The following is a 25,622-nucleotide window of genomic DNA, read 5'->3' as shown; positions in this document are numbered from 1 at the left end:
TTTTGTTACCAACAAAATGCATACATGAAGAACACAGCTTTTACCCAGTACCACATAGCGTTAGGCGCTAAAATGGCCGAATTTGCCGGATACAATATGCCCATTAGTTACAGCGGCATTAACGATGAACACCAAACTGTAAGAAACAATGCAGGTATTTTTGATGTAAGCCATATGGGCGAATTTATTCTGAAAGGCCCACAGGCATTGCCACTCATTCAACAAATTACCACCAATGATGCTTCAAAATTAACAAAAGGCAAAGCGCAATACAGTTGTCTAACCAATACAAACGGAGGTATTGTAGATGATTTAATTGTGTATTGCTTAGATGAAAACCATTCGTATATGCTGGTTGTAAATGCAGCCAACATAGAAAAAGACTGGAACTGGATTCGTCAAAATAATGAAACTTTTGGTGCCGAAATGCACAACATTAGCGATAAAACCTGCTTACTGGCCATACAAGGCCCCAATGCCACCAAAATTTTACAACCATTAGCGGATGCAGATATTTTGAACCTGTCTTATTATACTTTTATCAAAACAACATTTGCAGGTATTGAAAATGTTTTAATTAGTGCCACCGGTTATACGGGTGCAGGCGGAGTTGAAATTTATTTTGAAGACAGCAATGGTTCAGCAGCAACCATTTGGAATGCCATCATGCAAACCGGAACACCACAGGGATTAAAACCAATAGGGCTCGGCGCCAGAGATACTTTACGTTTGGAAATGGGTTATTGCCTGTATGGTAATGATATTAATGATACCACTACCCCATTAGAAGCTGGTTTAGGATGGATTACAAAATTTACCAAAGAGTTCACTGCCAAATCTATTTTACAGGAACAAAAACAAAATGGCATACAAAAAAAATTAGTTGGATTTGAAATGATTGACCGGGGTATTCCACGCCATCATTACCTGATAAGAAATGAACAGGGCGAAACCATTGGCCATGTTACCAGTGGTACACAAGCCCCTTCATTGAACAAAGGAATTGGAATGGGCTATGTAAATACAGCAAATGCCGCATTGGGCAATTTTATTTTTATAGAAATCAGGAATAGTTTAGTGAAAGCACAAATTGTAAAAATGCCCTTTTTATCCTGATAAATTTTTAATAAAGCATTGTTTACAGGCAACAAATTTTGTTGCCTGTTTTTTTTAATATATTGCACCCATCCCATCGTTTACAAAATAAAATACATGATGATATTCTTCCGAAAAATGAACTTAAACAAATTGTTGCCTCAAAAAAGCATTATTCTTTTGCTTTGCATACTGGCAGTTGCCTGTCATAGAAAAACAATTCCGGAAAATACTTTAGCAGGAAGTGGAAGGATACACACAGAAATGGGCTACGCCTCTTATTATGCCGATAAATTTGAAGGAAGAAAAACTGCCAGCGGCGAAGCTTTTCATCAATCTGCTTTTACGGCAGCACATAAGCATTTACCTTTTGGTACCCAGGTAAGAGTTATTAATTTAGCCAATCAAAAATCGGTGATTGTGCGTATTAATGACAGAGGGCCGTTTGTAAAAGGAAGAATTATTGATTTAAGTAAGAATGCAGCCAAAAGTTTAGATATGTTGCGAAGTGGTGTGGTGAAAGTAAAAATTGAATACAGAAAATAAGCATTCATCACTGCCCTTAACATTCAAATACAGCCAGTATATTTGTACATGTTTAGGCATTCATTATTTTTTTTATGCCTGCTCATTCGCCATTAAACGGCAACGCATATTTTAAATTATCATCAATGAAGCAACCGGTTTTGCATACTGTTTTATCGCCTGCACTTTTACATTTATATGATTTAAGCAATACGATTGTAGTGATAATAGATGTGTTCAGAGCCACTTCAACTATTGCTACTGCTTTATACAATGGAGCGGAAAAAATTATTCCGGTTGATAGTGTTGAAAATTGCATATCAATTGGGAAAGCCACGCCAAACAGTATTACCGCCGGCGAACGGGATGGAAAAGTAATTCAAGGATTACAATATGGTAATTCACCCGGTGATTATCCTAAATCTTTTATTGAGGGTAAAACATTGGTATTAACAACTACTAACGGTACCCGCTTGTTACACATGGCATTAAACAATGGTGCTGCAGAAATTATAACAGGTTCTTTTCCAAATCTTGCTGCAGTAACAGAATTTTTAATGCAACAAAAAAAGAATGTTATTTTAGGATGCTCAGCCTGGAAAGATAAATTTAATTTAGAAGATACCCTATTTGCAGGGGCTGTTGTAAACAAAGTGACCAATCATTTTAAAATTCATTGTGATGCATCGCTCATGGCACAGGAAATGTATACCTTGCATCAAGATAATATGCACACATTTATCCGAAAAACAACACACTGGCATCGCCTATCGGCATATGGTCTGGAAAAAGATTTAGAATATTGTGTAACTCCAAATGTAGCCAATGTTTTACCACTGTATAAAAATGGTGCATTATTGGCCATGCATTAAGGTTTTTAATAGAAAGCTAAGCCAGTGAGTTAACAAACATTTCATATAATAATCAAAATTTTTGACACCTGCTACGCAACAAAGCCGTAAATTTGCAAATTGCACTTTTCAGTAAAAAAAGGCATCCTTGAAAAGCAAATTATTCATATTAGCAGTGTTCAGGAATTATGGCATTACCCTATTTAATTAAGCATATTTATAATAACGGAGCCGAAGAAGTCATTCGCCGTGGAAAAAAAATACATGCATCCGGCAACGTAGAACTGATTGAACATGATGCTTTAATGAACAGCGTTGTTTTCAGGGTAAAAGACGATACCTACGGTACTTTTTACAAAGTTTATATTCAACATTATAAAGATCCTAAAACACTTTCGCTTCGTTGTACCTGTCCTTATAACTTAACTGAAATTTGCAGGCACAAAGCCGGTGCATTATTCCAGTTGCAGGAAATGATTGATAAAAATTTATTGGGCGAAAAAGACATTAGTTACGACCAAAAGCATACGGTTGTTAAAATGAAAGTTTTAGACGTAAAGCTTATCCGCATGCTCGCCGGCCAGGAGAACTATTTTTTTGCGGAAAATTTTGTTCGTTCCAATACTGCCAATATTATTGAAGCAAAAGATGAAAAAGTAGTTGCCGAACTATTCATTGATCAACAAAAGTTCACCATTTTTCTGCAAAAAAATGAAGAACGCAATTTTGATACAGGATGTAATTGTAACAGTGATACACATCACCCTTTATGTGTTCATAAAACCATTGTACTGCTTCAATTACTCAATAATTATGGCCCCAATTATTTTGATTCCATCAGAAATTGGGACAATGAAAAAAATAAACTATTATCACTCTATGGCTATGCATTAACTGATGACTTATCCGGCAAATTTGAGTTTACTTATACCAATGGAAAGCCATTTTTAAAAGTATTAGATCCATCTATTAAACGCATTACCCAAAATACACATACCGAATTGGTACCTCAGCCTGCATATCTTGCAGAAAGAAACCAGCAACAAAATCATGTTGCCGAACAGGCAGTTCAGGAAACCAATACCATTATCGGCAAAATACAACAGAAGTTGGGTACCATTATTATATTAAATCAACCACAATACCCATACATACAAGTAGATGCCATACAAGGAGAAATTGATGAAGACTTTAGCAAATACACCGGTAAAATTGAAAAAGTTGATTTAAATAAATTTGTTAATACGGAAGTTTTTAATGAAGAGGATAAAATTTTAGTACAACAATTACGTAAATTATTACCAACAGAAGTAAGCAGATATTTAACCAGAAACTCACCATTCAGCGGCATTTGGGATAATATTATTCAGCAACATGGCGATGAATTGCCGGAAGAAACCAAACATCTGATTAACGAATACCTGCACCCTAAATTCAAAAAATTATTTGTTGAACTGGCCGAGAGTAATTTTACTTTCTATTTACCCGCCGGAAAAAATTTTACTACCGCAAATATTGAACCGGCTGAATTTGAACAGCAAACACTTGTACCTGAATTTTTTATTCAGCAAAAAGATAATCAATACATTATAGAATGTTATGCCAAATTACCTGTTGGCAGAATTAGTGTAAATGAAAACGAAATAAATACCCCATTTATATTTTTAAATAATGGCAGATTTTATAACTGGGAACGACCGGAAGATATTTTATTGATTGAACAATTTTTGCCGGATGGGCAAATTGTGATTGCAGCAGAAGAATGGAAAAATAAATTAGAGCAATTCATCATTCCGCTTTCTAAACAATACAACATACAATTTGGAAATATTCGCAAAAAAGAAGTAAGAGACAGTAAACCCGAAACAGGCGTTCTGCTAAAAGAAAAGGGCGATTACTTATTGTTTCAACCCATATTCACTTACCAGGGTTACCAGATACAACCAGGCGATAATGAAAAAATAATTATACCTCAGGGCGATACAATTTTAATGATTTATCGCAATACAGAAGCAGAGCAATCATTTATTCAGGAAATACAAAAACTCCATTCCCATTTCTTACAATCTGATAGCGGAACTGCATTGGCGTTAAAGGGAGTTGATGTACTTAAAAACAATTGGTTCTTTCTTTTTATAGATACTTTAAAAGATAGGGCAACACCTATTTATGGTTTTGAAAGCCTGAAAAAATTCAGGTTCAATACCGCAAAACCTTCTACCAAAATTTTCATCAGTTCACATACAGATTGGTTTGATGCCAAAGTAGAAATTCAGTTTGGCGAACAAAAAATTACTGTAGCAGATGTAAAAAAAGCATTGGCAAACAAACAACAGTTTGTACAACTTGCCGACGGCACTTTGGGAATTTTACCCGAAGAATGGCTAAAAAAATATGCGCTGCTTTTTAGAATTGGTGAAGGAAAGAACATCAACATGAAGCTAAGCAAGTATCATTTTGGTATAATAGAAGAACTATATGCGCAGCGTAACGACGAAGAATTAGTTATTCAATTAGAAAAAAAATATGAAAAATTAAAAGATAATCATGCCATTCAGCCTACACCTGCTCCGGCACACTTACAAAGTGTTTTAAGGCCTTATCAGGAAAGTGGGTTTCAATGGCTAAATTACTTACGCGAAGTACAATGGGGTGGAATTTTAGCAGATGATATGGGTTTGGGTAAAACCATTCAGGCATTGGCATTTATGTATCATATCAAAAAAGAACAAGGCCATTTAAGAACCTTAGTGGTTTGTCCTACTACGCTGATGTTTAACTGGCAAAATGAAATTAAAAAATTTACGCCTGAATTATCACATTACGTGCATCATGGCGGAGCCAGAGAAAAAGAATCATTAACCAATACCAATTACGATGTAATCATTACAACGTATGGCACTTTACGTAGCGACATTAAACAATTTATAGAAATACCTTTCGATTATGTGGTATTGGATGAAAGTCAGGCAATTAAAAACCCTTCCAGCAAAGTAACAAAAGCAGCCTGTTTACTGAAGGCGAAAAACAGACTATGCTTAAGTGGTACACCGCTTCAAAACAACACATTCGACATTTTTGCACAGATGAATTTTTTAAATCCGGGCATGTTGGGTACGGTTGAATTTTTTAAACAGGAATTTGCCATACCCATCGATAAGTTTAATGAAAAAGAACAGAAAGAACATCTTCGAAAATTATTATACCCATTTATTTTAAGAAGAACCAAAGAACAGGTGGCGCAGGATCTACCCGAAAAACAGGAGATGGTTTTATTTTGCGAAATGGGTGCAGAACAACGAAAAATTTACGATGCATACAGAAATGATTTTCGTGAAAAAATTCTGGGTGTGGTAGATACACAAGGCGTTCAAAAATCGCAGTTAACCATTCTGCAGGGCTTAATGAAACTACGGCAAATTTGCGATAGCCCGGCCATTATTAAAGAAGATGAAAAGTACCCGAATGTTTCGGTTAAACTGGAAGAATTGGGCAGAGAAATTACTGAAAACATCAGTAACCATAAGGCATTAATATTTTCACAGTTTTTGGGTATGCTGGCACTCATCAAAGAAAAATTAAATGAACTGGGTATTGATTATGAATATTTTGATGGCAGCACATCGGCAGAAGGCAGGCAAAAAGCCATTGAACGTTTTCAAAATGAAGAAAGTTGCAGGGTATTTCTTATTTCACTGAAAGCCGGTGGCGTTGGTTTAAATTTAACCGCTGCCGATTATGTGTATATTGTTGACCCATGGTGGAACCCGGCAGTAGAACAACAAGCCATTGACAGAACACACCGCATTGGACAAACCAAAAATATTTTTGCTTATCGCATGATCTGTACTGATACGGTAGAAGATAAAATTTTAAACCTTCAGGAAAGAAAAAGAGCCCTTGCAAGAGATTTAATAACAGATGATGAAGGCTTTGTAAAATCACTGAGCAGAGAAGATCTGGAATATTTATTTAGCTAAAAAGCATTGCAACCCATCAAAAAAGCTATTGCAACATTTGTTTGCAATAGCTTTTTCTTTTTACAAAATTTTTAATTTACACTATTACAGTTGGCTGATTTTTACATCATCCACTTGTTTGGTACGAATAGCAATATCAAATTTCTTTTGGTCAACACCATTGGCATTGCTAACCACCACCGTTAACTTTTGATAAGCAGATTTTGGAACGCTGAAACGTTTTACAAAATTCTGATCTTTAAAAGTGTTAGAATAAATTACATCGCCACTTTCATCATAAAAAGTTAAATCAAATTTGTTACCAGTTGGATTGGAATATGATACAGTAAAATTTAAATACTCATCATTACTACCGGTATATTTAATTTGAACTTTGTTGTTGTCGTTTTCTGCTTTGGTAATGTTGTTGGCTGCATGTGCATGTACTGATAAAAATAATGCTGCTGCTACTAAACTACCTGCAAAAAATTTGTTGGCTACTTTGTTTAATGCTACTTTTTTCATGTTTTTTGGTTTTAAATGAAATAATAATTTCCCGCCGATGCCGAAGCATCTTTTTTAATTAAAAAAACTTGATTTCATTTGACAACCAACCAGATGGTGTATTTCATAGTAGGCAAGCGGTGCGTTGAAGAAAAAATCAGTAAGGCCTACTTCATTTCAACTATTAATACAAAAATAGAAAAAAGGTAACCCAATACACAAAAAATTGTCACATTAACGAATTGTTACCAAACAAAACACTAACGATCGTTTGTATTTTTAATAATATTTCACCAAAAATAATACATATAATAAATAAATATACATTTAAAAGTATCCGGCAAAAACGAATTGTTTATGCTGAAAGAGGCTTGTTCAACATTTGCCAGAGCGCATCTTTTAAGGCCATTAAACCCTGACCGGTTACAGAGGATATAAACAGGTGAGGTATATGGGATGGTAATTGTTGTTGGATGGCTTCTTTTAATTCTTCATCCAGCATATCGGCTTTACTAATAGCAATCATAAAATCTTTTTGCAGCATTTCAGGATTGTAAGCGGTTAATTCTTCCAATAAAACTTTAAACTCCGCTACATGGTCATTACTGTCGGCAGGTATTAAAAAAAGCAATACCGAATTGCGTTCAATATGCCGTAAAAAACGATGCCCTAAACCTTTGCCTTCGGCAGCGCCTTCTATAATACCAGGCAAATCGGCAATACAAAAACTTTTGCCATCCCGATATTCCACCATTCCTAATTGCGGAATTAAGGTGGTAAAAGCATAATCGGCAATTTTAGGTTTTGCAGCAGTAATTATACTTAATAAAGTAGATTTTCCTGCATTGGGAAATCCCACCAAACCCACATCGGCCAACACTTTCAATTCTAAATATTTCCAGCCCTCCGTTCCCGGTTCGCCGGGTTGGGCATACTCCGGGACCTGATTGGTAGGTGTAGCAAAATTGGCATTCCCTAAACCGCCTCTACCCCCTTTCAACCAAATTACTTCCTGCTTATCTTCTAAAATTTCAGCTTCAATTTTACCGGTCAATTCATCTTTTGCAATGGTTCCCAGAGGCACTTCAAGAATAATATCCGCACCGTCATGTCCGGTACAATTATTTTTTGATCCCGGTTCACCATTCTCTGCCAGCACATTTTTGTAATAACGCAAATGCAGTAACGTCCATAAATTGGCATTACCACGTAATATGATATGACCACCGCGACCACCATCGCCACCATCAGGGCCACCTTTTGCAGTTAATTTATTGCGCATGAAATGTTTGGCACCGGCACCACCATGACCACTGCGACAAAAAACCCGGATATAATCTATGAAATTGTTTTTTTCAGACACAATATAACAGCATGATTGAAATACAAAGGTACGGCAATGTATTTACTGATTGGGTTTTGATTCATTCCATGTTTTGTAAGCAATGGAACGATCCTGTTCTCCAACCTGAACCGGAATTTCAGTAATGGCTTCACAAGTTGCCCAATGCTCCCGCATTTGTGCGGGTAGTGATTGGTACAATTTTGTGCCTTCCGTTTTCCATTGCATCATATCATCACTCACCTCTTTTATTTTTTTGGCAGGATTGCCAAAAATTAAACTTCGGCGTTCAAATGCAGTATCTGCTTTGATGAATGATAATGCCCCAACAATACATTCATCACCCAATACAACATTATCCATTATCACTGCATTCATACCTACTAAACAATTGGCGCCAATAGTAGCACCATGAATAATGGCTCCATGCCCAATGTGGGCACCCTGTTTTAAAACAACCGTTACACCGGGAAACATGTGTATGGTACAGTTTTCCTGCACATTGCAACCATCTTCAATGATTATTTTACCCCAATCGCCCCGAATGGCGGCGCCCGGTCCTATATACACATCACTGCCTATCATTACATTTCCGGTTACGGCTGCCTGTGGATGCACCCATGCAGAAGGATGAATAACGGGTATATGCTGACGAAACCGATAAATCATGGTATTATTTTTTTTGAGGTTCTAAAACAGGTGCCTTTGAATAAAGCAATCAGGTGTTGGTTTTGATTAAAAATTTTAATTAAATACAAACCTGTACTTTTTCCATTATGTAATTCAACAGCTTCAGCAGTTAATATATCATGCACATGCACCGGTTTCAAAAATTGAATGGAGGTATCTAATGCCACCGATAATTGGTTGCGGTTATTACAGGCAAATGCAAATGCACTATCGGCAAGCGAAAAGGCAATACCGCCATGCACAATACCCAGACCGTTCATCATTTCTGGCCTTACCAACATTGAAATTTTACTATACCCTTCTTTTACCTCCAATACCTGAATACCCAGCCATTGTGAAAAAAGGTCATCTTTCATCATTTGCTGCACCACCTGTTCAAAACTACTTTGCACTTGCATGGTTGAATTATTTAATTGCCTTTAAAATTGGGTACTCTTTTTTGCATAAAAGCGGCTACGCCTTCTTTAAAATCGTTCGTAGCGGCCGCTTTTTGTTGTAACTGATCTTCCAATGCCAATTGCTGCTCCAGCGTTTGAACGGCAGATAAATGCACTGCTTGTTTAATATACGCCAATGCCCGGGTAGGCATGGTGGCTAAGGTAAGAGCTAATTGTTTGGATGCTGTTTCAAATACATCGGCAGCAAATGTTTTATAAATCATACCCATATTACAGGCATCGGCAGCAGTAACTTTATCGCCCAAAAGCATCAATGCCATTGCTTTTTGACAGCCAATTAAACGCGGTAAAAAGAAAGTGCCACCGCTATCGGGTATTAATCCTATTTTAGAAAAAGCCTGGATAAAGGATGCTTGTTCATGCGCCACAACAATATCGCATGCCAGCGCAATATTGGCGCCGGCACCGGCCGCAACTCCATTCACTGCAGCCACAACGGGTTTTTGTAACTCTTGTAATCGGGTAATAATAGGATTAAACTGTTCTTTTAAAATCCTATCCATTCCAGTACCATTTGGATCCATTACTTCTTCCAAATCCTGTCCGGCACAAAAACCTTTACCGGCGCCTGTAATATATACACAGCGAACAGATGCATCCATACAAACATTTAATTTTTCGTGCAGCAGTAAGGCCATAGATCGATTAAAAGCATTTAACTTTTCAGGCCTGTTTAGTGTAATAAAGGCTATACCGTTGTGTATTTCAAAATTAATTTCAGCCATTGTTTTTGATTAATGACATTTAAAATAATCGAAAGGTTCTTTGCAATCCAAACATTGATACAATGCTTTACAGGCTGTGCTTCCAAATCGGGAAACCAAACGGGTATGGTAAGATAAACAGTACGGGCACTGAATGGCTTCTTCTTCCTGAAAAGCATCGGGATGGCAGACTGTTTGTTTAGGTAGCGGTGGGGCAATGCCGTAAGCTTTTAGTTGTTCCTTTCCTTTTTCAGACATCCAGTCTGTAGTCCAGGCAGGTGACAGTACCTGCTGAATATTTACCTGTTTAAACCCATTTTCCAATAACAATATTCGCAATTGCATTCGAATTACATCCATGGCCGGACAGCCACTATACGTTGGTGTTACAGCAATTGAAATTGTGTTTTCATCTTCAATGATAACCTTTCTTACAATACCTAAATCAACCACAGAAAGCACCGGAACCTCGGGATCTTTTACCGTTTCCAGCAACTGCCATATTGCTTCTTCAGTATGATTGGATACATTTACCATATTGCATTGGGAAAAGTTCTTTGTAAAAATTGCATTTCAGCAAGTATATAACCCAAATGTTCAGAATGATAACCGTTTTTTCCACCGGTTTGATGCCAACAGCCAATTGATTGTGGTGGCAAGGTTGCTGTTTCGAAAATTTGATTGATTTTATTCAGCCAATCTGAACGAAGCCTTTCAAAAGTCAGCATATTTGAGTGATAGCATAGAGTTTCATATCCTGCAGGTTCAAACAATTCGCCCACAAAAGGCCATAAGGCATCAATGGCCTGCAACATACGAAATTTACTTTCATCAGTACCATCTCCTAAACGAATCACCCATTCGCTACTCCACTTCAAATGATAGGTTACTTCCTTTATTGATTTTTCTGCAATGGCAGCCAATCGCTCATCAGCATTATTTTGTAATTGTTGAAAAAGATAAAACCGATACACACTGAAAAAGAAAATTTTAAGTATGGTTTGGGCCCAATCACTGTTGGGCTGTTCAAACAACAAATGATTTTTAAAAGCACCCACATCGCGTAAATAAGCCAGGCTGTCTTCTGTTATATACTCAGGTATGATATCAAAATCTACCAACGATAGTGCCTTTTCTTTGGGTAACTGTTCCAATAACAAAGCTGCATATTGGTATAAGTTGCGAGATTGCCCTACATAATCCAACGCAATATTGGTTAAAGCAATATCCTGTTCCAGAACAGGGCCATGCCCACACCATTCGCTGCAGCGATGTCCCATAATTAAGCTATCATCTGCCAATTGCAGTGTGCAATCAATCAATGCATCTGTAATTGCTGTTTCATTCATAACAATTGTATCTGACTCCATGAAAAATTCTTTTAAAAAACCGGCGGTGCAAGGCACTACATATATTTCAATTCATCGGGCAGCTGATAAAAAGTGGGATGCCTATAAATTTTATCGTTAGCGGGATCGTACAAAGCATCCGCTTCATCGGGATTAGATGCATGAATGTATTTACTTTCAACCACCCAAATACTTATGCCCTCCATTCTGCGGGTATACACATCTCTGGCATTCTCAATTGCCATAGCAGCATCTGCAGCATGTAAACTACCCACATGTTTATGATCGAGCCCCTGCTTGCTTCTGATGAATACTTCCCATAAAGGCCATTCACGGGAATTAGAGGCCGGGGCAGCACCCCCTTCAATTTCACCATAATCGCCATAATAATATTTTTTTATTAACTGCAACATAAAAGTTACTTTAAAAATGATGAATTCAACTATCCTACAGGCATTTTGCTTTCAACCTGTGTTGTATTATAACGGTACTGCCTTGCTGCTTTTTTCTCGTCATACGCTAAAGCAGCTTCCCGAACCCAGGCACCATTTTCCCATGCCTGTACACGGGTTGCCAATCTTTCTTTGTTACAGGGGCCATTGCCTTTTACCACATTCCAAAATTCATCCCAGTTAATGGCACCAAAATCATAGTGCTGTTTTGCTTCATTCCATTTTAAATCTTTATCGGGCAAGGTCATTCCCAAAAACTTTACCTGTTCAGCACATACATCTACAAATTTTTGGCGCAACTCATCGTTGGTAAATCGTTTAATTTTCCACTGCATGCTTTGCGCAGTATGTGGTGAATCATTATCGGAAGGCCCAAACATCATTAACGAAGGCCACCACCAACGGTTGATGGCATCCTGACACATTTTACGTTGTGCAGCATTGCCTTTCGATAAAGTTAAAAGAATTTCGAAACCCTGCCGCTGATGAAAACTCTCTTCCTTACAAACCCTTACCATTGCACGGGCATAAGGCCCATAAGAGCAGCGCGATAAAGGCACCTGATTCATGATGGCAGCCCCATCTACCAGCCAGCCAATGGCACCCATATCGGCCCAGGTGAGGGTGGGATAATTAAATATGGAAGAATATTTTGCTTTGCCGCTGTGTAACTGCTGATACATTTCGTCGCGAGTAATACCCAGTGTTTCGGCAGCAGCATACAGATAGAGGCCATGGCCGGCTTCATCCTGCACTTTGGCCAATAAAATGGCTTTTCGCCTGAGTGATGGGGCACGGGTAATCCAATTTCCTTCGGGTAACATACCCACCACTTCGCTGTGAGCATGTTGCGATATTTGGCGAATTAATGTTTTGCGATATTCATCCGGCATCCAATCCTGCGGCTCAATTTTTATATCCTTATCTATTTTTTGCTGAAACTGCTCTGATAATTTTGTTGTATCCATAACCAACCATTTAGATTTCAAATATAAGAAAAATACAGGCTATTTACTAACAATTGTTAGTTTATTTAGCATCATAATCTACCCAAACTTCATCAGAAGCAGGATGACTTTGGCAGGTAAGTATAAAACCCGCAGCCACTTCATCAGGCTCCAAGGCATAATTTACCTCCATATTTACCTTACCTTTTAATAGTTTAGCACGACAGGTTGAACATACACCACCTTTGCAGGCATAAGGCACATCGGCGCCCTGTTGCTGGGCTGCATCTAAAATACTCATGCCATTAGCAGCCAATGGAAATTGAAAACTACGCCCGTCTAACTGTAAGGTAACTTTACTGGCAGACACACTTTTATTCACCTGATAAACAATAGCTGCAGTTCTTGGTTTGGCATGCAAGGCAGTAAACAGCTCAAAATGAATATGTTGCTCAGCAATACCTTTTTGCAGCAAAAAATCTTTAACAATGGTAATCATTTCAAAAGGGCCGCAAATAAAAAATTCGCTGGCAGAAAGATCAATTGCCTGTTTGGCTAAAACAGCACATTTTGGCGCATCAATGCGTCCTTCGTTCAATGGACTTTCTACTCTTTCCCTACTAAAAACAGGTATAAGTATAAAACGATCCATGTATTTATTTTTCAGTGCTTCCAAGGCTTCTTTAAATAGCATATCAGCACGGCTTTTATTGCCATACACTAATGTAAAGCTACTTTTAGTTTCGGTTTGCAGAGTAGCGGTAATGATGGATAAAATGGGCGTAATACCACTTCCTGCAGCAAATGCAACATATTTTTTTTGCTGTTCGGGATGTAAAGGGGTAAAAAATTTACCCATGGGGGGCATTAGTTCAATACTATCGCCGGGTTTTAAACAATGAAATGCATAATTTGAAAAAATACCATCCGGCAACAATTTTACAGCAATACGCCACCGTTGTTCGGAAGGAGCAGAACACAGTGAATAAGATCGCCTGACTTCTTCCCCATTGATATATGTCCGGAGGTTAATGTACTGACCTGCGGTAAATGCAAATGCAGCCTTCAGTTCATCTGGAATATCGAAACCAATTACAACAGCCGTATCGGTTTCATGGTATACTTCATTCACTTTTACCGGATAAAAATGTGCCACAACGAATGATTTAATTAATGATTTGGGGAAACTGGTTGATTGAGTACTATCCATTAATTTTTCAATCCGCCTACCAGAATGGTAATCATATTTTCTTCTAATACATCACCACTAATGCGTTGTTTACTTCTGTGCCAGCTTTCAATGCCGCTGATGGCATGCAACATAATCAGCACCGCTGTAGTTGCATCGATGGGTTTTATTTCTTTTTTTTGAATACCCGATTCTATAATGGCAGCAAAACGTTTGCGATAAGTACGCCGCTGATTTTGGAAATTAGACAGATAGGGATCTTCAAGGTATTTCCATTCCCGATCGCTCACATATACTTCATCAAAATGATCAATCATGCCATGTATATGAAAACGGAGAATCTTTTCTATTTTTTCAATACTACTGCAAGTTTCAGCTTCTACAGTTTCCATAAAATGCCCATAGCGATTGGCTACACTAAAACATATTTCGTGTAATAATTCACTTTTGCTTTTAATATGGTTGTAAAGGCTGGCGGCTTCTACGCCAACAATATCAGCCAGTTCACGCATACTGGCTGCTTTGTAACCTTTTTCTTTGAATAAAGTAGCGGCTTTGGCTACAATTACTTCTTTACGAGAGTTATTGGTGTCGGTTTTAATTCTTCCCATGCTGCAAAAATACACTAACTAACGTTAGCACCAAATGAAAGTTCATACCGTTAGTTTAAAGAGGGAATCCACTCATTGCCCATAAAAAAAGCCAAACAATGGGCGTAGCCAGTAACAAGGAATCGAACCGGTCTAAAAAACCACCATGCCCCGGCATAATTTGTCCACTGTCTTTTACACCCGCCATTCGTTTTAATTTGCTCTCCAACAAATCGCCGAAAGTTCCGGCCACCGTAGCAATAATGGTAATACCCCATGCAATGTTTAGCGAAATACCTGTAAACTGAATACCCAGAAAAGTAGCTACAATTATGGCTACAATAGCCCCACCAATGGTACCTTCCCAGGTTTTTTGGGGAGAAATAGCAGAAAGCGGCCTTTTACCGATAAAGGAACCCACCAAATAGGCCATGGTATCATTGATCCAGATGGTACCAATCAATAGCAATACAATGGCAAGCCCCGGAAAAATTTGTACGTTATTACTACCTGCTACAGGCCAAAAACCAATTCGAATATCCATCATTAAACTCCAGCTCAATGATATATAAATAAGCCCCAAAAAGGAATACCCGATTATTTTAAGATCTATTTCCTTCTTAAACACAATTTCTTTGGCCATTAAAAAAACAGCCATTAATAAAAACAAATACCATCCCAAACCATACATGGTTACCTGGCCCAATGGAAAAGGGTTATGAAAACGCCAAACCATAAAGCACCATCCCAAAAACATAACTCCATATTCATGCACCCATCCAATACCGTTGTAGGGCGGATATATTTTTTTAATTAATTGCTGATACTCATACCAGCAGCCAAAATGAATAAGGGTAAATAATATAAAAAAACTCCACTGATTAATCAGTAACCCCGACAGCATAATCATAACAAAAAGCAATGCAGTAAGTGTGCGGGTTTTAAATGTTTGCAGGTTCAATGCCATAGCAATTCGTTCAATTAATTTAAAAGCGACTGTTGTAATAAATGCTGTGCCACATCTTTCAAATGCATGGGCACATAAATTTCAATTTGTCCGAATATCAAGTAACTGCTGTCTAATTTATTCAGCACCTGAACCGGAATACAGTTTTCTTCCAAAACCCCTTTTATAATGCTGGCTTTCGGAAAATTTTGTGTACTGAATAACAAATACCAGGAGGGTTTATCCTTCATAAAAAAAGTTTATACCAATGATTGCTGCGTTGGTGTAACCTGCTTAAAGTAATTAAATAATGCTATCAACGCTATAACGGCTGCAATACCAATATACCAGGGAAAAGTTGTATCATCCAAAGCATCTTCTTTTAACTGTCCGTTTTTAGTAGCAAAATACAACATGGTTATAGCAAAGCCATTGTTTAAAAAATGCAACAAAATATTGAGCCATATATTTTTACCGTAATAATAAATATAGCCTAAAATAATGCCCAGTGCAATACGGGGTAAAAAACCATAATAGCTGGTGTGCGATGCACTGAAAATGATACTGGTAATAATGATGCCTACTGCCGCATTTTTAGTCCATTTTACCAGAATATTTTGTAACCCTCCTCTGAAAAAAGTTTCTTCAAAAATGGCAGGCGCAATGGCAATAACGAACAATGTGTACAGGTAATCGCCAAAATTTTTCATGGAAGCCATCCCTTTCACGCCATCAGTATATGCTTTTTCCATTGCCTTAAAACTCACTTCCCATTTGTGTGGAATGGGAATAATTTGGTTGAGCTGCGTTAATGCACCACTTAAAAACAAACCCGCAAATACCATTGCAATCACCAAATATACCTGACGAATATTTACTTTACGATTATATTGCATGTATTGCAAAGGCTTGCGGCTTAATAACAATGCTAAAAAATATGCCGGCAAAAAAAACATACAAAAAGACATTACCAACTGAATTAGTTTGGCTGCATTAGCATAAGCCGGTAATAAAATATCGGTAGCCATGCTGGTAAACGATTGGTGCGTCATCATCATCCAAATAATTACTGCCAATACACTACTCACTACAATACCCATTCCCGCAAAGCCAATCAAAATAGCCAACTGCCCAAAATAAGAAATTTTACTACTACGTAAAACAGTTTTTTCTGCTGTAAAGGCATCAAAACCATCATGTACCGGTGTTGTATTTTCAATCATATCCATAATTTATCTGTAAGATTGTAAATTTGCGCTTTGGTTGTTAACTAACCAATTAATTTTTAATAGAATGGTAAAAATAGGAAACATCAGCTTACCGGCCTCCCCTTTATTGCTGGCTCCTATGGAAGATGTGAGCGATCCTCCTTTTAGGGCAGTATGTAAAGAGAATGGGGCAGACTTAATGTACACCGAATTTATATCGAGTGAAGGATTGATTCGTGATGCCATTAAAAGCAGAAGAAAATTAGACATATTTGATTACGAACGCCCCATTGGCATACAAATTTTTGGCGGCGATGAAGAAGCCATGTCGCTCAGTGCTAAAATTGTGGAAACCGTACAACCCGATTTGGTTGACATTAACTTTGGTTGCCCGGTTAAAAAAGTAGTCAGCAAAGGTGCCGGAGCCGGCGTTTTAAAAGATGTTGATTTAATGGTACGCCTGACCGAATCCGTTGTAAAATCTACGCATTTGCCGGTAACTGTTAAAACCCGTTTGGGTTGGGATGAGCAATCTAAAAATATTGAAGAAGTAGCAGAACGCTTGCAGGATGCGGGCATTAAAGCATTAGCCATTCATGGCCGCACCCGTTCACAAATGTATAAGGGAGAAGCCGACTGGACGCTGATTGCCAAAGTAAAAAATAATCCGCGCATCAAAATTCCCATTTTTGGAAATGGCGATATTGACTCACCCGAAAAAGCATTTGAATACAAAAACAGGTATGGTGTAGATGGCATCATGATTGGCCGCGCCGCTATTGGCTATCCTTGGATTTTTCGTGAAATTAAACATTATTTCGTAACACAAACAGTATTACCTTCACCAACTATACGGGAACGGATTGACGTTTGTAAAAACCATCTTTTAAAATCGGTTGAATGGAAGGGTCCCATTGTTGGCATTAATGAAATGCGCCGCCACTATGCCAATTATTTAAAAGGCTTACCGGGCATTAAAGAGTACCGCAACAGATTGGTAACCGTAAAAGAAACAGAAGAAATTATTGCCATCTTATCTGAAATTGAACAGAATTATGAAGGGTACAGTTTTGAGCGCACACCCATTGAACTGATTAACTATCACGAGAAATGCCCGGTATAATATTATGTTACCGGCAACAAATCGTGGTGCAGCGCATGTTGCGTTGCTCACTTGTACGTTCCTATCGCTAAGCGGCAAGCAGCAATTACAGCATCACTGTTTAATAGCGGCCAAAAATTTAGGAGATAAAGGCGAAACAAAAGAAGAAAAATAGTGCGTTAACATACCTGCTTCATTCACAAGGTATTTATTAAAATTCCAAACTGGTGCCTGATTATTCCATCCATTCCTGTTCGCATCACTCAACCATTGAAACACAGGATGCTGCACCTGAGATTTTACCACAACCGATTTTTGCATTAACTGAAATTGAACTCCGTAATTCAAACTGCAAAAATTTTTAATATTGGCATCCGTATCCGGTTCCTGATTTTTAAAATCATTGGATGGAAATGCCAGGATGATCAACCGGTCTTTATAAGTTTCATATAATTTCTGTAACGCATTATACTGCGCCGTAAAACCGCAATTACTGGCAGTATTTACCAGTAATACTTTTTTCCCGTGTAAAGATGAAAAGTTGAAAACGGAGCCATCAGATTGAATGGCGTGCAAAGTGTAAAAATCTACCGGCGGTATCACTTGTTGTAAATTGAGCAGATAATTTTTTTTATCCGGCATCCACTTACCTGTTTGCATGGTAATGGGATATATCCATTTCAACAAACTTTGTTTTACTGTCATACTATATTTTAAAATGTACTAACAATGCAACACATCATTGATGGATGTTGTTCAAAAAAACGCATCATTTACCGAATCAGCCATTTAAAGAGTTTCAGCTTTCCTTTAAAAGGCGGGTATTTGATAGCCGGATCAAACCAAACCGGCGTTTGCATTACCGCTTTTTTATGACTGAAGGTATCAAAGGAATATTTTCCATGGTATAAGCCAATACCACTGGCACCCCTGCCGCCAAAAGGCAGGTTAGGATTGGTTAAATGCCAACTGGCATTATTAATGCAGGCACCACCTGATGGTATTTTTTGTATCCAATCTTCGGCATTTTTTTGAGATTGCGTAAACACATAAAACGCCAGTGGATTTGGGTTTGCTGAGATGATATTATCTACTTCTTCAGGTGTATGAAAGGGAATAACAGGTAAAACCGGGCCAAAAATTTCTTCTTTCATCACAGCCCCGTTTAAATCAGTAACAGCTAATAAACTTGGCGCTATATAAAGATTTTCTTTTTGAAAGGTGCCACCCTCTAATACCGTTCCCTGTTCCAAATAGCCCACTACTCTATTCCACTGTTTTTCATTAATCATTTTACCATAATCAGGACTACCGGCAACATCATCCCCAAAAAATTGTTGAATCACTTTTTTCAATTCCTGCACAAACGCATCATAGACAGATTGGTGTACCATAACATAATCTGGTGCCACGCACATTTGACCACAGTTGGAAAATTTAGTTACTGCAATCCGCTTTGCAGCAACAGCTATATTTGCATCTTTATCCACCAAACAAGGGCTTTTACCTCCCAATTCTAAAGTAATAGGTACTAAGTTTTCAGCAGCCATTTTATAAATAATTTTACCAACGGCTGTGCTGCCGGTATAAAAAATATAATCGAATGTAAATGAAAGTATCAGAGCAGGTACCACAACAGCACCATCTCCCTGAATGCAAGCAATATAATTTTTAGAAAAAGTGGTATCAATTATTTTTTGTAACACATTTGCAGTTGCCTCCGCAAACTCACTCGGTTTTACCACCACCACATTACCTGCAGCAATACTGCCTACTAATGGACTTAATAATAATTGAACCGGATAGTTCCATGGCGCAATGATTAATACAACGCCCCAAGGTTCTGCATATAGTTTACTGGAAGAAGGCAGATTCGCTAAATTAGTACCAACAATTTTTGGCTTTATCCAATTTTTTAAATGGTGCAGAGCATGATTTATTTCAGCCACCACCATCCCAATTTCCGTAACCCAGGCTTCTTCCCTGCTTTTTTTTAAATCAGCTTCCAGCGCAGTATACAAGTCATTTTCAAATTGAAGAACGGCTGCTTTTAAATTCAGTAACTGCTGCTTTCTAAAAGCATAAGTTTTGGTAACCCCTGATTGAAAATTCGTTCTTAAATCATTGAGAAAAGACAAATCATTCGGCTGCATATCAATTAATTTCAAAGAAAAGATAAAGAAAATAACGCTACAAATAAAACCCAATCATTGATAGCACAAAAAGGGCCATTGCAAGTAATTGCAACAGGCCCTATCTAACAAAAACGACTACCACAAATTTTTAATTATTGAATAGTGTAAATGAAGCTGTTTGCACTTCATTACTGTTGGTACCAATCATCACTTCATATTTTCCGGGCTCAGTAACATATTTTAACTGGCTGTTATAAAACTTTAATACATCAATCGTTATCGGAAAGTCAACTGTTTTGGTTTCGCCCTTTTTTAAAAATATTTTTTGAAATCCTTTCAACATTTTAACCGGTCGGCTAATAGAAGCCACTTCATCACGCAGGTATAGTTGTACCACTTCCTCCCCATCATAATTACCGGTATTCGTAACATTTACTGATGCATGAATGGTTCTTCCATTTTTCAAATTAATGTCAGATAAAGTAACCGGGGAATAATGAAAACGTGTATAACTTAATCCAAAACCAAACGGAAACAGGGGTGCGTTAGGAATATCTAAATAGTCTGATTTAAATTTGGTTGGGCCACCTAAAACATAAGGCCTGCCTGTATTTAAGTGATTGTAATACACCGGAATTTGCCCTACACTATAAGGGAAAGAAGCGGTTAATTTCCCGGAAGGATTTTCATGGCCAAACAACACATCTGCAATACCATTGCCGGCTTCGGTGCCACCAAACCATACATCTACAATGGCTGTAGCCATTTGGCTTTCTTTTACCAACGTCATAGGCCTTCCGTTAAATAACACAATTACTACCGGCTTTCCGGTTTGCACCAGTGCATGCAATAGTTTTTGCTGACTTTCGGGTAACCCTATATCAGCCCTGCTGGATGATTCACCCGACATATCGGCAGCTTCACCTAATGCAGCCACCACCACATCTGCTTGCATAGCAGCGGCCACTGCTTCCTGAATCATGGCATCTGATGATGTAGGCCCCATTTCAATTTCAGGTCCAAATACATTTACTTTTTTATTGAAGAGGGTATCATCTGAAATATTAGCGCCTTTGGCATAAACAATTTTCACCTGTTGGCCGGCCACATTTTCCATTCCTTCCTTCAAAGTAACTGCATGATGCCAGTCACCGGAAACACTCCAGGTACCCAGCATATTTCTTCGGCTATCAGCCAAAGGACCAACCAAGGCAATGGTACCGGTATGTTGTAAAGGCAATACGCTATTGTTGTTTTTTAATAATACACAAGCTTTGGCAGCAGCTTTTCGGGAAAGTGCTATATGTTCGGGCGATAAAATAACAGATGCTCTGTTGGCTGAAACATTACGATATGGGTTGTTAAACAATCCCAATTTATATTTGGCTTCCAGCACTCTTCTACAGGCAGTATTAATATCATTCAAGGTTACTTTGCCTTCCTGTAATGATTTTTTTAAAGTGGTTAAAAAACCTTCGCCCACCATATCCATATCTAACCCTGCTTTTAAAGCCAGTGCAGAAACCTGTTGCAAATCACCCAAACCATGTGCTTCCATTTCATTTACAGATGTATAATCGCTCACCACAAATCCATTAAATTGCCATTGCTTACGCAATAAATCGGTTAACAACCAACGGTTACTCGTTGCCGGAACATCATCAATTACATTAAACGAACTCATTACACTACCTGCACCGGCATCGATAGCAGCTTTATAAGGGGGTAAATATTCATTATACATTCTGATGCGGCTCATATCTACCGTATTATAATCACGGCCACCTTCAGCAGCACCGTATAATGCAAAATGCTTTACACAAGCCATAACGGTATTATCTTGCTGAAGATTATTGTTTTGATAACCACGCACCATGGCACCGGCAATAGCGCTGCCTAAAAAAGCATCTTCCCCTGCACCTTCCGCGATACGGCCCCAACGGGGATCGCGGCATATATCTACCATGGGCGAAAAGGCCCAACTCAATCCATCTGCAGTAGCTTCAATTGCTGCAGCACGGGCAGTTTGTTTAATTAAAGTGGTATCCCAACTACAAGCCAGGCCTAATGGAATAGGGAAAGTTGTTTTATGACCATGAATCACATCAGAACCAAAAATTAAGGGAATGTGTAACCTGGATTTTTCCACTGCCAGCCGCTGTGCCTGTAATACCTTATCGGCGCCAATTACACCAAATAAACCACCCACCTGTCCGTTTTTAATTTTGGTTTCTACATCAGTGCTTACTACGGCGCCGGTTGGAATACCTCCTCCGGGTGTCAGCAAATTCAACTGCCCAATTTTTTCTTCCAGCGTCATTTGCTGCATTAATTTTTCAATGAATTGGTGCATTTTAACCGAAGCAGGTAATTGCTGTGCTATTGCAGAATAATTGAACATCATCACAACAGCGAATAATAAAGACGTTTTTTTCATACTTTGTATTTTTGGGTAATGCAAATTTATTTTACAAGAACAGGTTTTGTTCTTTGCGATATTCCATTTTCATTCAAGGCTTCAATGGCAAAATAATAAGGCTTTTCTTTATCCATTCCTTTGTACCAATACTCATTTTGGTTATATACCATAATTGAATTGTAAAGCTTATCAGGCTGTGTTCCAAAATAAATATTATATGCATAGGCATTATTAACGGTTTGCCATTTCAGCCAGCCACTCCGCTTGTCTTTTTCTGTTCTCAAAACAATAAAGTTTTTAACAGAATCGGGAACACTACCCATTCCTTTTCCAAAAACACGCAATCCACTAATAGCAAATTTTCCCGTAGGCATATGTATGTTTTCTAATTTTATAAAACGGGTTTGCACCGGTGTTGGTAGTTCTACATAATCATGTGGTATATCAGATGTATTCAAAGATTTATCTACTAAAACAGTCCAATTCCTGCCATCTGCGGACTGATACAATTTATATTGATGGAAAGAGCCGGATTGTTTTCCTAAAAAACTACTGTCTACATTTTGATCGGCATAGTTGATTTGAATGGCATATACAGAATCCTGAGCGCCCAAATCTGTTTGAATCCATTCTCCTTTTTTGCCGGTAGCGGCACTCCAGTAGGTTTTAATATTTTCATCTACAGCATTATTCGGCTCAAACGCACCCAATGTTGAAGATACCTGAACAGGTTTGTTGTAATTCAGCAACATCCATCCCGTAAAGCCACTACCGTTTAAAGTAGCATGGTTACTGTTTTTAATTACATTGGGTAAATAATGTGGATAATCGCCAAATGAAGTGTTACAATATATCACATCATCTTCATCAAAACCGGCAGGCCATATTCCCAACCTTCTTTCAAAATTGTTTTTAACACTAATAACCATGGTTGAAACATGCCACCAGTTATTCCATGCATCCTGAAAAGTGCTGCCATGACCGGCACCATGGGCAAAACCTCCGGGTTTAAATGAAAGCGGATCAGATTGTGGCGTAAAAGGACCTAAAGGATGTTCACCCACAACCACACCATCAGCATAGCCACTAAATTCAGTACCCGGTGCGCCGTATTGTAAATAATATTTGTTATTGTGTTTTGTCATCCAGGCACCTTCAATAAATGGATCTAAAAAGGTATTGTCCATATACTCACCAAAACGTTGCCATCCATAACGCCAGGGTTCCAATAAATACATTTCTTTTCTGGAACCCATAGGTGCCAGATTATTCCTGTTTAATTCAATACCGTATAACGGATATCGATTGCTGCTACCATTATACATGTACAATTTACCATCTGTATCTACAAAAAAATCGGGGTCCCATCCACCAATTGCAAAGGAATCAACCAAAGGTTTCCATTCATTTGCTTTAGGATTAGTGCTCATCCAAACAGAAAAATTTGAAGTATAAGTAGAGCCAAATACAATCATTGTATCGCTTAATACAGCAACAGCAGGAGCGCAAAGCTCATCATAGCCAGCATTCCAGGGACGCAAAAATTTACGGGAAACAAAATTCCAGTGTAACATATCAGTACTCCACCAATAACCCCACTGATTGGTAGAAAACAAATAATAATCATTCTTATAGCGAACAATTACCGGATCGGCAGTTGCACGGTGACGGCCGGCCTCACTAAAATTTGGAATGGGTGTATAACCATAATCAATATTAATAGGATTACAATAAGTTTTCTGTTGCCATTGCGCTTGTACGCCATGTACAAAGCACAATATTATCAAAAGCGAAAAAAATTTAACTTTCATTGTTTAATTATTTTTCTGTTGCAACCATGGGCTTTGGAAACCTAATTTTATTAACCCTCCCTGTACTTCTTTACTGCTCATGAATAATTTCCATAACAATCCGGTTCTATAATTTTCAATCATTACCACTATTGGGCCTTCATCAATTGCCAGATAGGAAGAAGCAAACCAGTTTTTTGATAAATTAAATGCATCTTTAAAACCATATTCACCCCAAAGTTTTGAGCCAAGACTATCATAAAAAAAACGCAATGCTTTCATTGAATATTCGGGCGTATAGGGAAAAGCAGACAAAGCTGCAGTTGGCGCAATGGTACCCGCATCATTTGTAGGTGAAAAAGCATTGTAACCATTGTAGGTATCGCAGGCGGTTAAGCCCCAGCAATTGGGCCCATAGCCTTTAAACTGCTTTGGATTAGCCAAACAATAGGCATGATTAATTAATGTATGATTGCGATTTTGTTCCCAATAATTAGCATAGTGGTCTTTTAAACCACGAGGGTCAAGCCCCAGAAATGAGTATTGAGAAAAAAATAATGGCCCACCACCATCAAAACCCAATGGCAGGGTAATACCATAAAACTGTTTACCATTTTTAAAAAAATCGCTTTGTACCCAGCCCTGATGATACACATCGGCAGAAACGGGATATCGGGTTCCAGATGCAGCCAGCACATAAGTAATTAAACATTCATTAAAACCACGTATCGGAAAATTCATGGCCCATCCATTGTTGGGGCTCCAGTGCCAATACAAAATTGTTTGTCCGCCTTTGGTGAACCAGTTCCATTCTATATCATTCCATAACCAATTAATACGGTTTCTGATTTCTGTTTCTACTGCATTATCATTTGTAAAATATTGCCTGGCACATAATAAACCCTGAAACAAATAAGCTGTTTCTACCAAATCAGCGCCATCATCTTTTCTACTGAAAGGAATGGTAACACCGGTTGTGCCATTCATCCAATGTGGAAATACACCATGATAGGAATTAGCTTTTGAAAGAAAGCGAATCATTTTCAGCAACCTTGCAGCAATGGTATCACGTGGTACCCATTTCCTGTCTGCTGCCACAATCATAGCCATTACGCCAAAACCGGTACCGCCGGTAGTTACCACTTCATCACCATAATCATAAGCCACATTGCTGCGTTCACGTGCCATACCACTAACGGGATGAGCAAAATTCCAGAAATATTTAAATGTTTGTTGTTGTACCAAATCTAACAGCGCACTGTCTGATAATCTTGAATTGCCTGCTTTATATTGAGCAAAGGATGCAGGCATTATAGCAATCATACACAACAAAATAAAACATAATTTTTTCATAAGAAATGTTTTTT

24 protein-coding genes are annotated in these 25,622 nt (G+C 38.1%); 5 read left to right on the top strand and 19 right to left on the bottom strand.

The annotated features are described in order from the left end of the window. The first annotated feature begins 24 nt into the window (after positions 1–24). The 4 genes from gcvT to AC3QLY_RS07075 all read left to right on the top strand — a co-directional run bounded on the left by gcvT (position 25) and on the right by AC3QLY_RS07075 (position 6,451). Positions 25–1,116 (top strand): glycine cleavage system aminomethyltransferase GcvT, encoded by a 1,092-nt coding sequence (gene gcvT, locus AC3QLY_RS07090; protein ID WP_074420192.1) that lies wholly within the window; start codon positions 25–27, stop codon positions 1,114–1,116. 96 nt (positions 1,117–1,212) lie between these two features. Beyond that, complete coding sequence (locus tag AC3QLY_RS07085) at positions 1,213–1,641, top strand: septal ring lytic transglycosylase RlpA family protein (protein WP_228733217.1); 429 nt, start codon at positions 1,213–1,215, stop codon at positions 1,639–1,641. 125 nt (positions 1,642–1,766) lie between these two features. Beyond that, complete coding sequence (locus AC3QLY_RS07080; protein ID WP_074420191.1) at positions 1,767–2,492, top strand: 2-phosphosulfolactate phosphatase; 726 nt, start codon at positions 1,767–1,769, stop codon at positions 2,490–2,492. A gap of 167 nt (positions 2,493–2,659) precedes the next feature. Further along, positions 2,660–6,451: a DEAD/DEAH box helicase gene (locus tag AC3QLY_RS07075; RefSeq protein ID WP_074420182.1), complete on the top strand. Its 3,792-nt coding sequence runs from the start codon at positions 2,660–2,662 to the stop codon at positions 6,449–6,451. A gap of 84 nt (positions 6,452–6,535) precedes the next feature. On the opposite strand, the gene AC3QLY_RS07070 is transcribed toward AC3QLY_RS07075, so the two are convergent. The 14 genes from AC3QLY_RS07070 to AC3QLY_RS07005 all read right to left on the bottom strand — a co-directional run bounded on the left by AC3QLY_RS07070 (position 6,536) and on the right by AC3QLY_RS07005 (position 16,824). After that, positions 6,536–6,955 carry a hypothetical protein gene (locus AC3QLY_RS07070; protein WP_068246008.1) on the bottom strand — a complete coding sequence of 140 codons (420 nt, stop codon included), beginning with the start codon at positions 6,953–6,955 and terminating at the stop codon, positions 6,536–6,538. 334 nt (positions 6,956–7,289) lie between these two features. Continuing rightward, a complete protein-coding gene (gene obgE, locus AC3QLY_RS07065) occupies positions 7,290–8,297 on the bottom strand; it encodes a GTPase ObgE (RefSeq protein WP_074420181.1) in 1,008 nt (335 codons plus the stop codon). Positions 8,298–8,339: 42 nt separating this feature from the next. Next, positions 8,340–8,945: an acyltransferase gene (locus AC3QLY_RS07060; RefSeq protein ID WP_074420180.1), complete on the bottom strand. Its 606-nt coding sequence runs from the start codon at positions 8,943–8,945 to the stop codon at positions 8,340–8,342. Further along, a complete protein-coding gene (paaI, locus tag AC3QLY_RS07055; RefSeq protein ID WP_074417956.1) occupies positions 8,942–9,364 on the bottom strand; it encodes a hydroxyphenylacetyl-CoA thioesterase PaaI in 423 nt (140 codons plus the stop codon). Before paaI ends, AC3QLY_RS07060 begins: the two co-directional genes overlap by 4 nt. Positions 9,365–9,375: 11 nt before the next feature. Beyond that, a complete protein-coding gene (locus AC3QLY_RS07050; RefSeq protein ID WP_074420179.1) occupies positions 9,376–10,149 on the bottom strand; it encodes an enoyl-CoA hydratase-related protein in 774 nt (257 codons plus the stop codon). Between the two features lie 9 nt (positions 10,150–10,158). Next, positions 10,159–10,665 carry a 1,2-phenylacetyl-CoA epoxidase subunit PaaD gene (paaD, locus tag AC3QLY_RS07045; RefSeq protein ID WP_074417958.1) on the bottom strand — a complete coding sequence of 169 codons (507 nt, stop codon included), beginning with the start codon at positions 10,663–10,665 and terminating at the stop codon, positions 10,159–10,161. Further along, entirely contained in the window at positions 10,659–11,498 is an 840-nt protein-coding gene (paaC, locus tag AC3QLY_RS07040; RefSeq protein ID WP_228733218.1) for a 1,2-phenylacetyl-CoA epoxidase subunit PaaC, read from the bottom strand. Before paaC ends, paaD begins: the two co-directional genes overlap by 7 nt. Before the next feature lie 35 nt (positions 11,499–11,533). After that, the gene (paaB, locus tag AC3QLY_RS07035) at positions 11,534–11,890 is read right to left on the bottom strand and encodes a 1,2-phenylacetyl-CoA epoxidase subunit PaaB (protein ID WP_081300470.1); all 357 of its coding nucleotides are present in this window, start codon (positions 11,888–11,890) and stop codon (positions 11,534–11,536) included. A gap of 29 nt (positions 11,891–11,919) precedes the next feature. After that, on the bottom strand, positions 11,920–12,897 hold the full coding sequence (paaA, locus tag AC3QLY_RS07030; RefSeq protein WP_074417959.1) for a 1,2-phenylacetyl-CoA epoxidase subunit PaaA: 978 nt from the start codon (positions 12,895–12,897) through the stop codon (positions 11,920–11,922). A gap of 61 nt (positions 12,898–12,958) precedes the next feature. Beyond that, positions 12,959–14,086: a 1,2-phenylacetyl-CoA epoxidase subunit PaaE gene (gene paaE, locus AC3QLY_RS07025; protein WP_218331391.1), complete on the bottom strand. Its 1,128-nt coding sequence runs from the start codon at positions 14,084–14,086 to the stop codon at positions 12,959–12,961. Then, on the bottom strand, positions 14,086–14,676 hold the full coding sequence (locus tag AC3QLY_RS07020; RefSeq protein ID WP_218331392.1) for a TetR/AcrR family transcriptional regulator: 591 nt from the start codon (positions 14,674–14,676) through the stop codon (positions 14,086–14,088). Before AC3QLY_RS07020 ends, paaE begins: the two co-directional genes overlap by 1 nt. 55 nt (positions 14,677–14,731) lie before the next feature. Then, entirely contained in the window at positions 14,732–15,622 is an 891-nt protein-coding gene (locus AC3QLY_RS07015) for a phosphatidate cytidylyltransferase (protein ID WP_492991128.1), read from the bottom strand. A gap of 14 nt (positions 15,623–15,636) precedes the next feature. Then, complete coding sequence (locus tag AC3QLY_RS07010) at positions 15,637–15,852, bottom strand: putative signal transducing protein (RefSeq protein WP_492991126.1); 216 nt, start codon at positions 15,850–15,852, stop codon at positions 15,637–15,639. Positions 15,853–15,861: 9 nt separating this feature from the next. Continuing rightward, entirely contained in the window at positions 15,862–16,824 is a 963-nt protein-coding gene (locus AC3QLY_RS07005; protein ID WP_492991124.1) for a CPBP family intramembrane glutamic endopeptidase, read from the bottom strand. 70 nt (positions 16,825–16,894) lie between these two features. Between AC3QLY_RS07005 and dusB the strand changes: the two genes are divergently transcribed. Further along, positions 16,895–17,932 carry a tRNA dihydrouridine synthase DusB gene (gene dusB, locus AC3QLY_RS07000; RefSeq protein ID WP_492991122.1) on the top strand — a complete coding sequence of 346 codons (1,038 nt, stop codon included), beginning with the start codon at positions 16,895–16,897 and terminating at the stop codon, positions 17,930–17,932. 93 nt (positions 17,933–18,025) lie between these two features. On the opposite strand, the gene AC3QLY_RS06995 is transcribed toward dusB, so the two are convergent. From AC3QLY_RS06995 to AC3QLY_RS06975, 5 genes are all read right to left on the bottom strand, one after another. Continuing rightward, on the bottom strand, positions 18,026–18,616 hold the full coding sequence (locus AC3QLY_RS06995; RefSeq protein WP_492991120.1) for a glutathione peroxidase: 591 nt from the start codon (positions 18,614–18,616) through the stop codon (positions 18,026–18,028). Positions 18,617–18,684: 68 nt separating this feature from the next. Next, entirely contained in the window at positions 18,685–20,064 is a 1,380-nt protein-coding gene (locus AC3QLY_RS06990) for an aldehyde dehydrogenase (RefSeq protein WP_492991118.1), read from the bottom strand. Between the two features lie 130 nt (positions 20,065–20,194). Next, a complete protein-coding gene (gene bglX / locus AC3QLY_RS06985) occupies positions 20,195–22,483 on the bottom strand; it encodes a beta-glucosidase BglX (protein WP_492991116.1) in 2,289 nt (762 codons plus the stop codon). A gap of 26 nt (positions 22,484–22,509) precedes the next feature. Beyond that, positions 22,510–24,276: a family 43 glycosylhydrolase gene (locus AC3QLY_RS06980; protein ID WP_218331398.1), complete on the bottom strand. Its 1,767-nt coding sequence runs from the start codon at positions 24,274–24,276 to the stop codon at positions 22,510–22,512. 3 nt (positions 24,277–24,279) lie between these two features. Beyond that, positions 24,280–25,608 (bottom strand): glucoamylase family protein, encoded by a 1,329-nt coding sequence (locus AC3QLY_RS06975; RefSeq protein ID WP_492991114.1) that lies wholly within the window; start codon positions 25,606–25,608, stop codon positions 24,280–24,282. Positions 25,609–25,622: the final 14 nt, after the last annotated feature.

The sequence above is a fragment of the Hydrotalea sp. GW822-HT8A01 genome (assembly GCF_058798575.1).
Note: the sequence above shows the minus strand (reverse complement) of the source record. Positions and strands in the feature narration are given on the sequence as shown.

Excerpts from the sequence above, each read along its gene's own strand:
- gcvT (WP_074420192.1), top strand. The coding sequence starts at position 25 with ATGAAGAACACAGCTTTTACCCAGTACCACATAGCGTTAGGCGCTAAA.
- AC3QLY_RS07085 (WP_228733217.1), top strand. The coding sequence starts at position 1,213 with ATGATGATATTCTTCCGAAAAATGAACTTAAACAAATTGTTGCCTCAA.
- AC3QLY_RS07080 (WP_074420191.1), top strand. The coding sequence starts at position 1,767 with ATGAAGCAACCGGTTTTGCATACTGTTTTATCGCCTGCACTTTTACAT.
- AC3QLY_RS07075 (WP_074420182.1), top strand. The coding sequence starts at position 2,660 with ATGGCATTACCCTATTTAATTAAGCATATTTATAATAACGGAGCCGAA.
- AC3QLY_RS07070 (WP_068246008.1), bottom strand. The coding sequence starts at position 6,955 with ATGAAAAAAGTAGCATTAAACAAAGTAGCCAACAAATTTTTTGCAGGT.
- AC3QLY_RS07060 (WP_074420180.1), bottom strand. The coding sequence starts at position 8,945 with ATGATTTATCGGTTTCGTCAGCATATACCCGTTATTCATCCTTCTGCA.
- paaI (WP_074417956.1), bottom strand. The coding sequence starts at position 9,364 with ATGCAAGTGCAAAGTAGTTTTGAACAGGTGGTGCAGCAAATGATGAAA.
- AC3QLY_RS07050 (WP_074420179.1), bottom strand. The coding sequence starts at position 10,149 with ATGGCTGAAATTAATTTTGAAATACACAACGGTATAGCCTTTATTACA.
- paaD (WP_074417958.1), bottom strand. The coding sequence starts at position 10,665 with ATGGTAAATGTATCCAATCATACTGAAGAAGCAATATGGCAGTTGCTG.
- paaC (WP_228733218.1), bottom strand. The coding sequence starts at position 11,498 with ATGGAGTCAGATACAATTGTTATGAATGAAACAGCAATTACAGATGCA.
- paaB (WP_081300470.1), bottom strand. The coding sequence starts at position 11,890 with ATGTTGCAGTTAATAAAAAAATATTATTATGGCGATTATGGTGAAATT.
- paaA (WP_074417959.1), bottom strand. The coding sequence starts at position 12,897 with ATGGATACAACAAAATTATCAGAGCAGTTTCAGCAAAAAATAGATAAG.
- paaE (WP_218331391.1), bottom strand. The coding sequence starts at position 14,086 with ATGGATAGTACTCAATCAACCAGTTTCCCCAAATCATTAATTAAATCA.
- AC3QLY_RS07020 (WP_218331392.1), bottom strand. The coding sequence starts at position 14,676 with ATGGGAAGAATTAAAACCGACACCAATAACTCTCGTAAAGAAGTAATT.
- AC3QLY_RS07015 (WP_492991128.1), bottom strand. The coding sequence starts at position 15,622 with ATGGCATTGAACCTGCAAACATTTAAAACCCGCACACTTACTGCATTG.
- AC3QLY_RS07010 (WP_492991126.1), bottom strand. The coding sequence starts at position 15,852 with ATGAAGGATAAACCCTCCTGGTATTTGTTATTCAGTACACAAAATTTT.
- AC3QLY_RS07005 (WP_492991124.1), bottom strand. The coding sequence starts at position 16,824 with ATGATTGAAAATACAACACCGGTACATGATGGTTTTGATGCCTTTACA.
- dusB (WP_492991122.1), top strand. The coding sequence starts at position 16,895 with ATGGTAAAAATAGGAAACATCAGCTTACCGGCCTCCCCTTTATTGCTG.
- AC3QLY_RS06995 (WP_492991120.1), bottom strand. The coding sequence starts at position 18,616 with ATGACAGTAAAACAAAGTTTGTTGAAATGGATATATCCCATTACCATG.
- AC3QLY_RS06990 (WP_492991118.1), bottom strand. The coding sequence starts at position 20,064 with ATGCAGCCGAATGATTTGTCTTTTCTCAATGATTTAAGAACGAATTTT.
- bglX (WP_492991116.1), bottom strand. The coding sequence starts at position 22,483 with ATGAAAAAAACGTCTTTATTATTCGCTGTTGTGATGATGTTCAATTAT.
- AC3QLY_RS06980 (WP_218331398.1), bottom strand. The coding sequence starts at position 24,276 with ATGAAAGTTAAATTTTTTTCGCTTTTGATAATATTGTGCTTTGTACAT.
- AC3QLY_RS06975 (WP_492991114.1), bottom strand. The coding sequence starts at position 25,608 with ATGAAAAAATTATGTTTTATTTTGTTGTGTATGATTGCTATAATGCCT.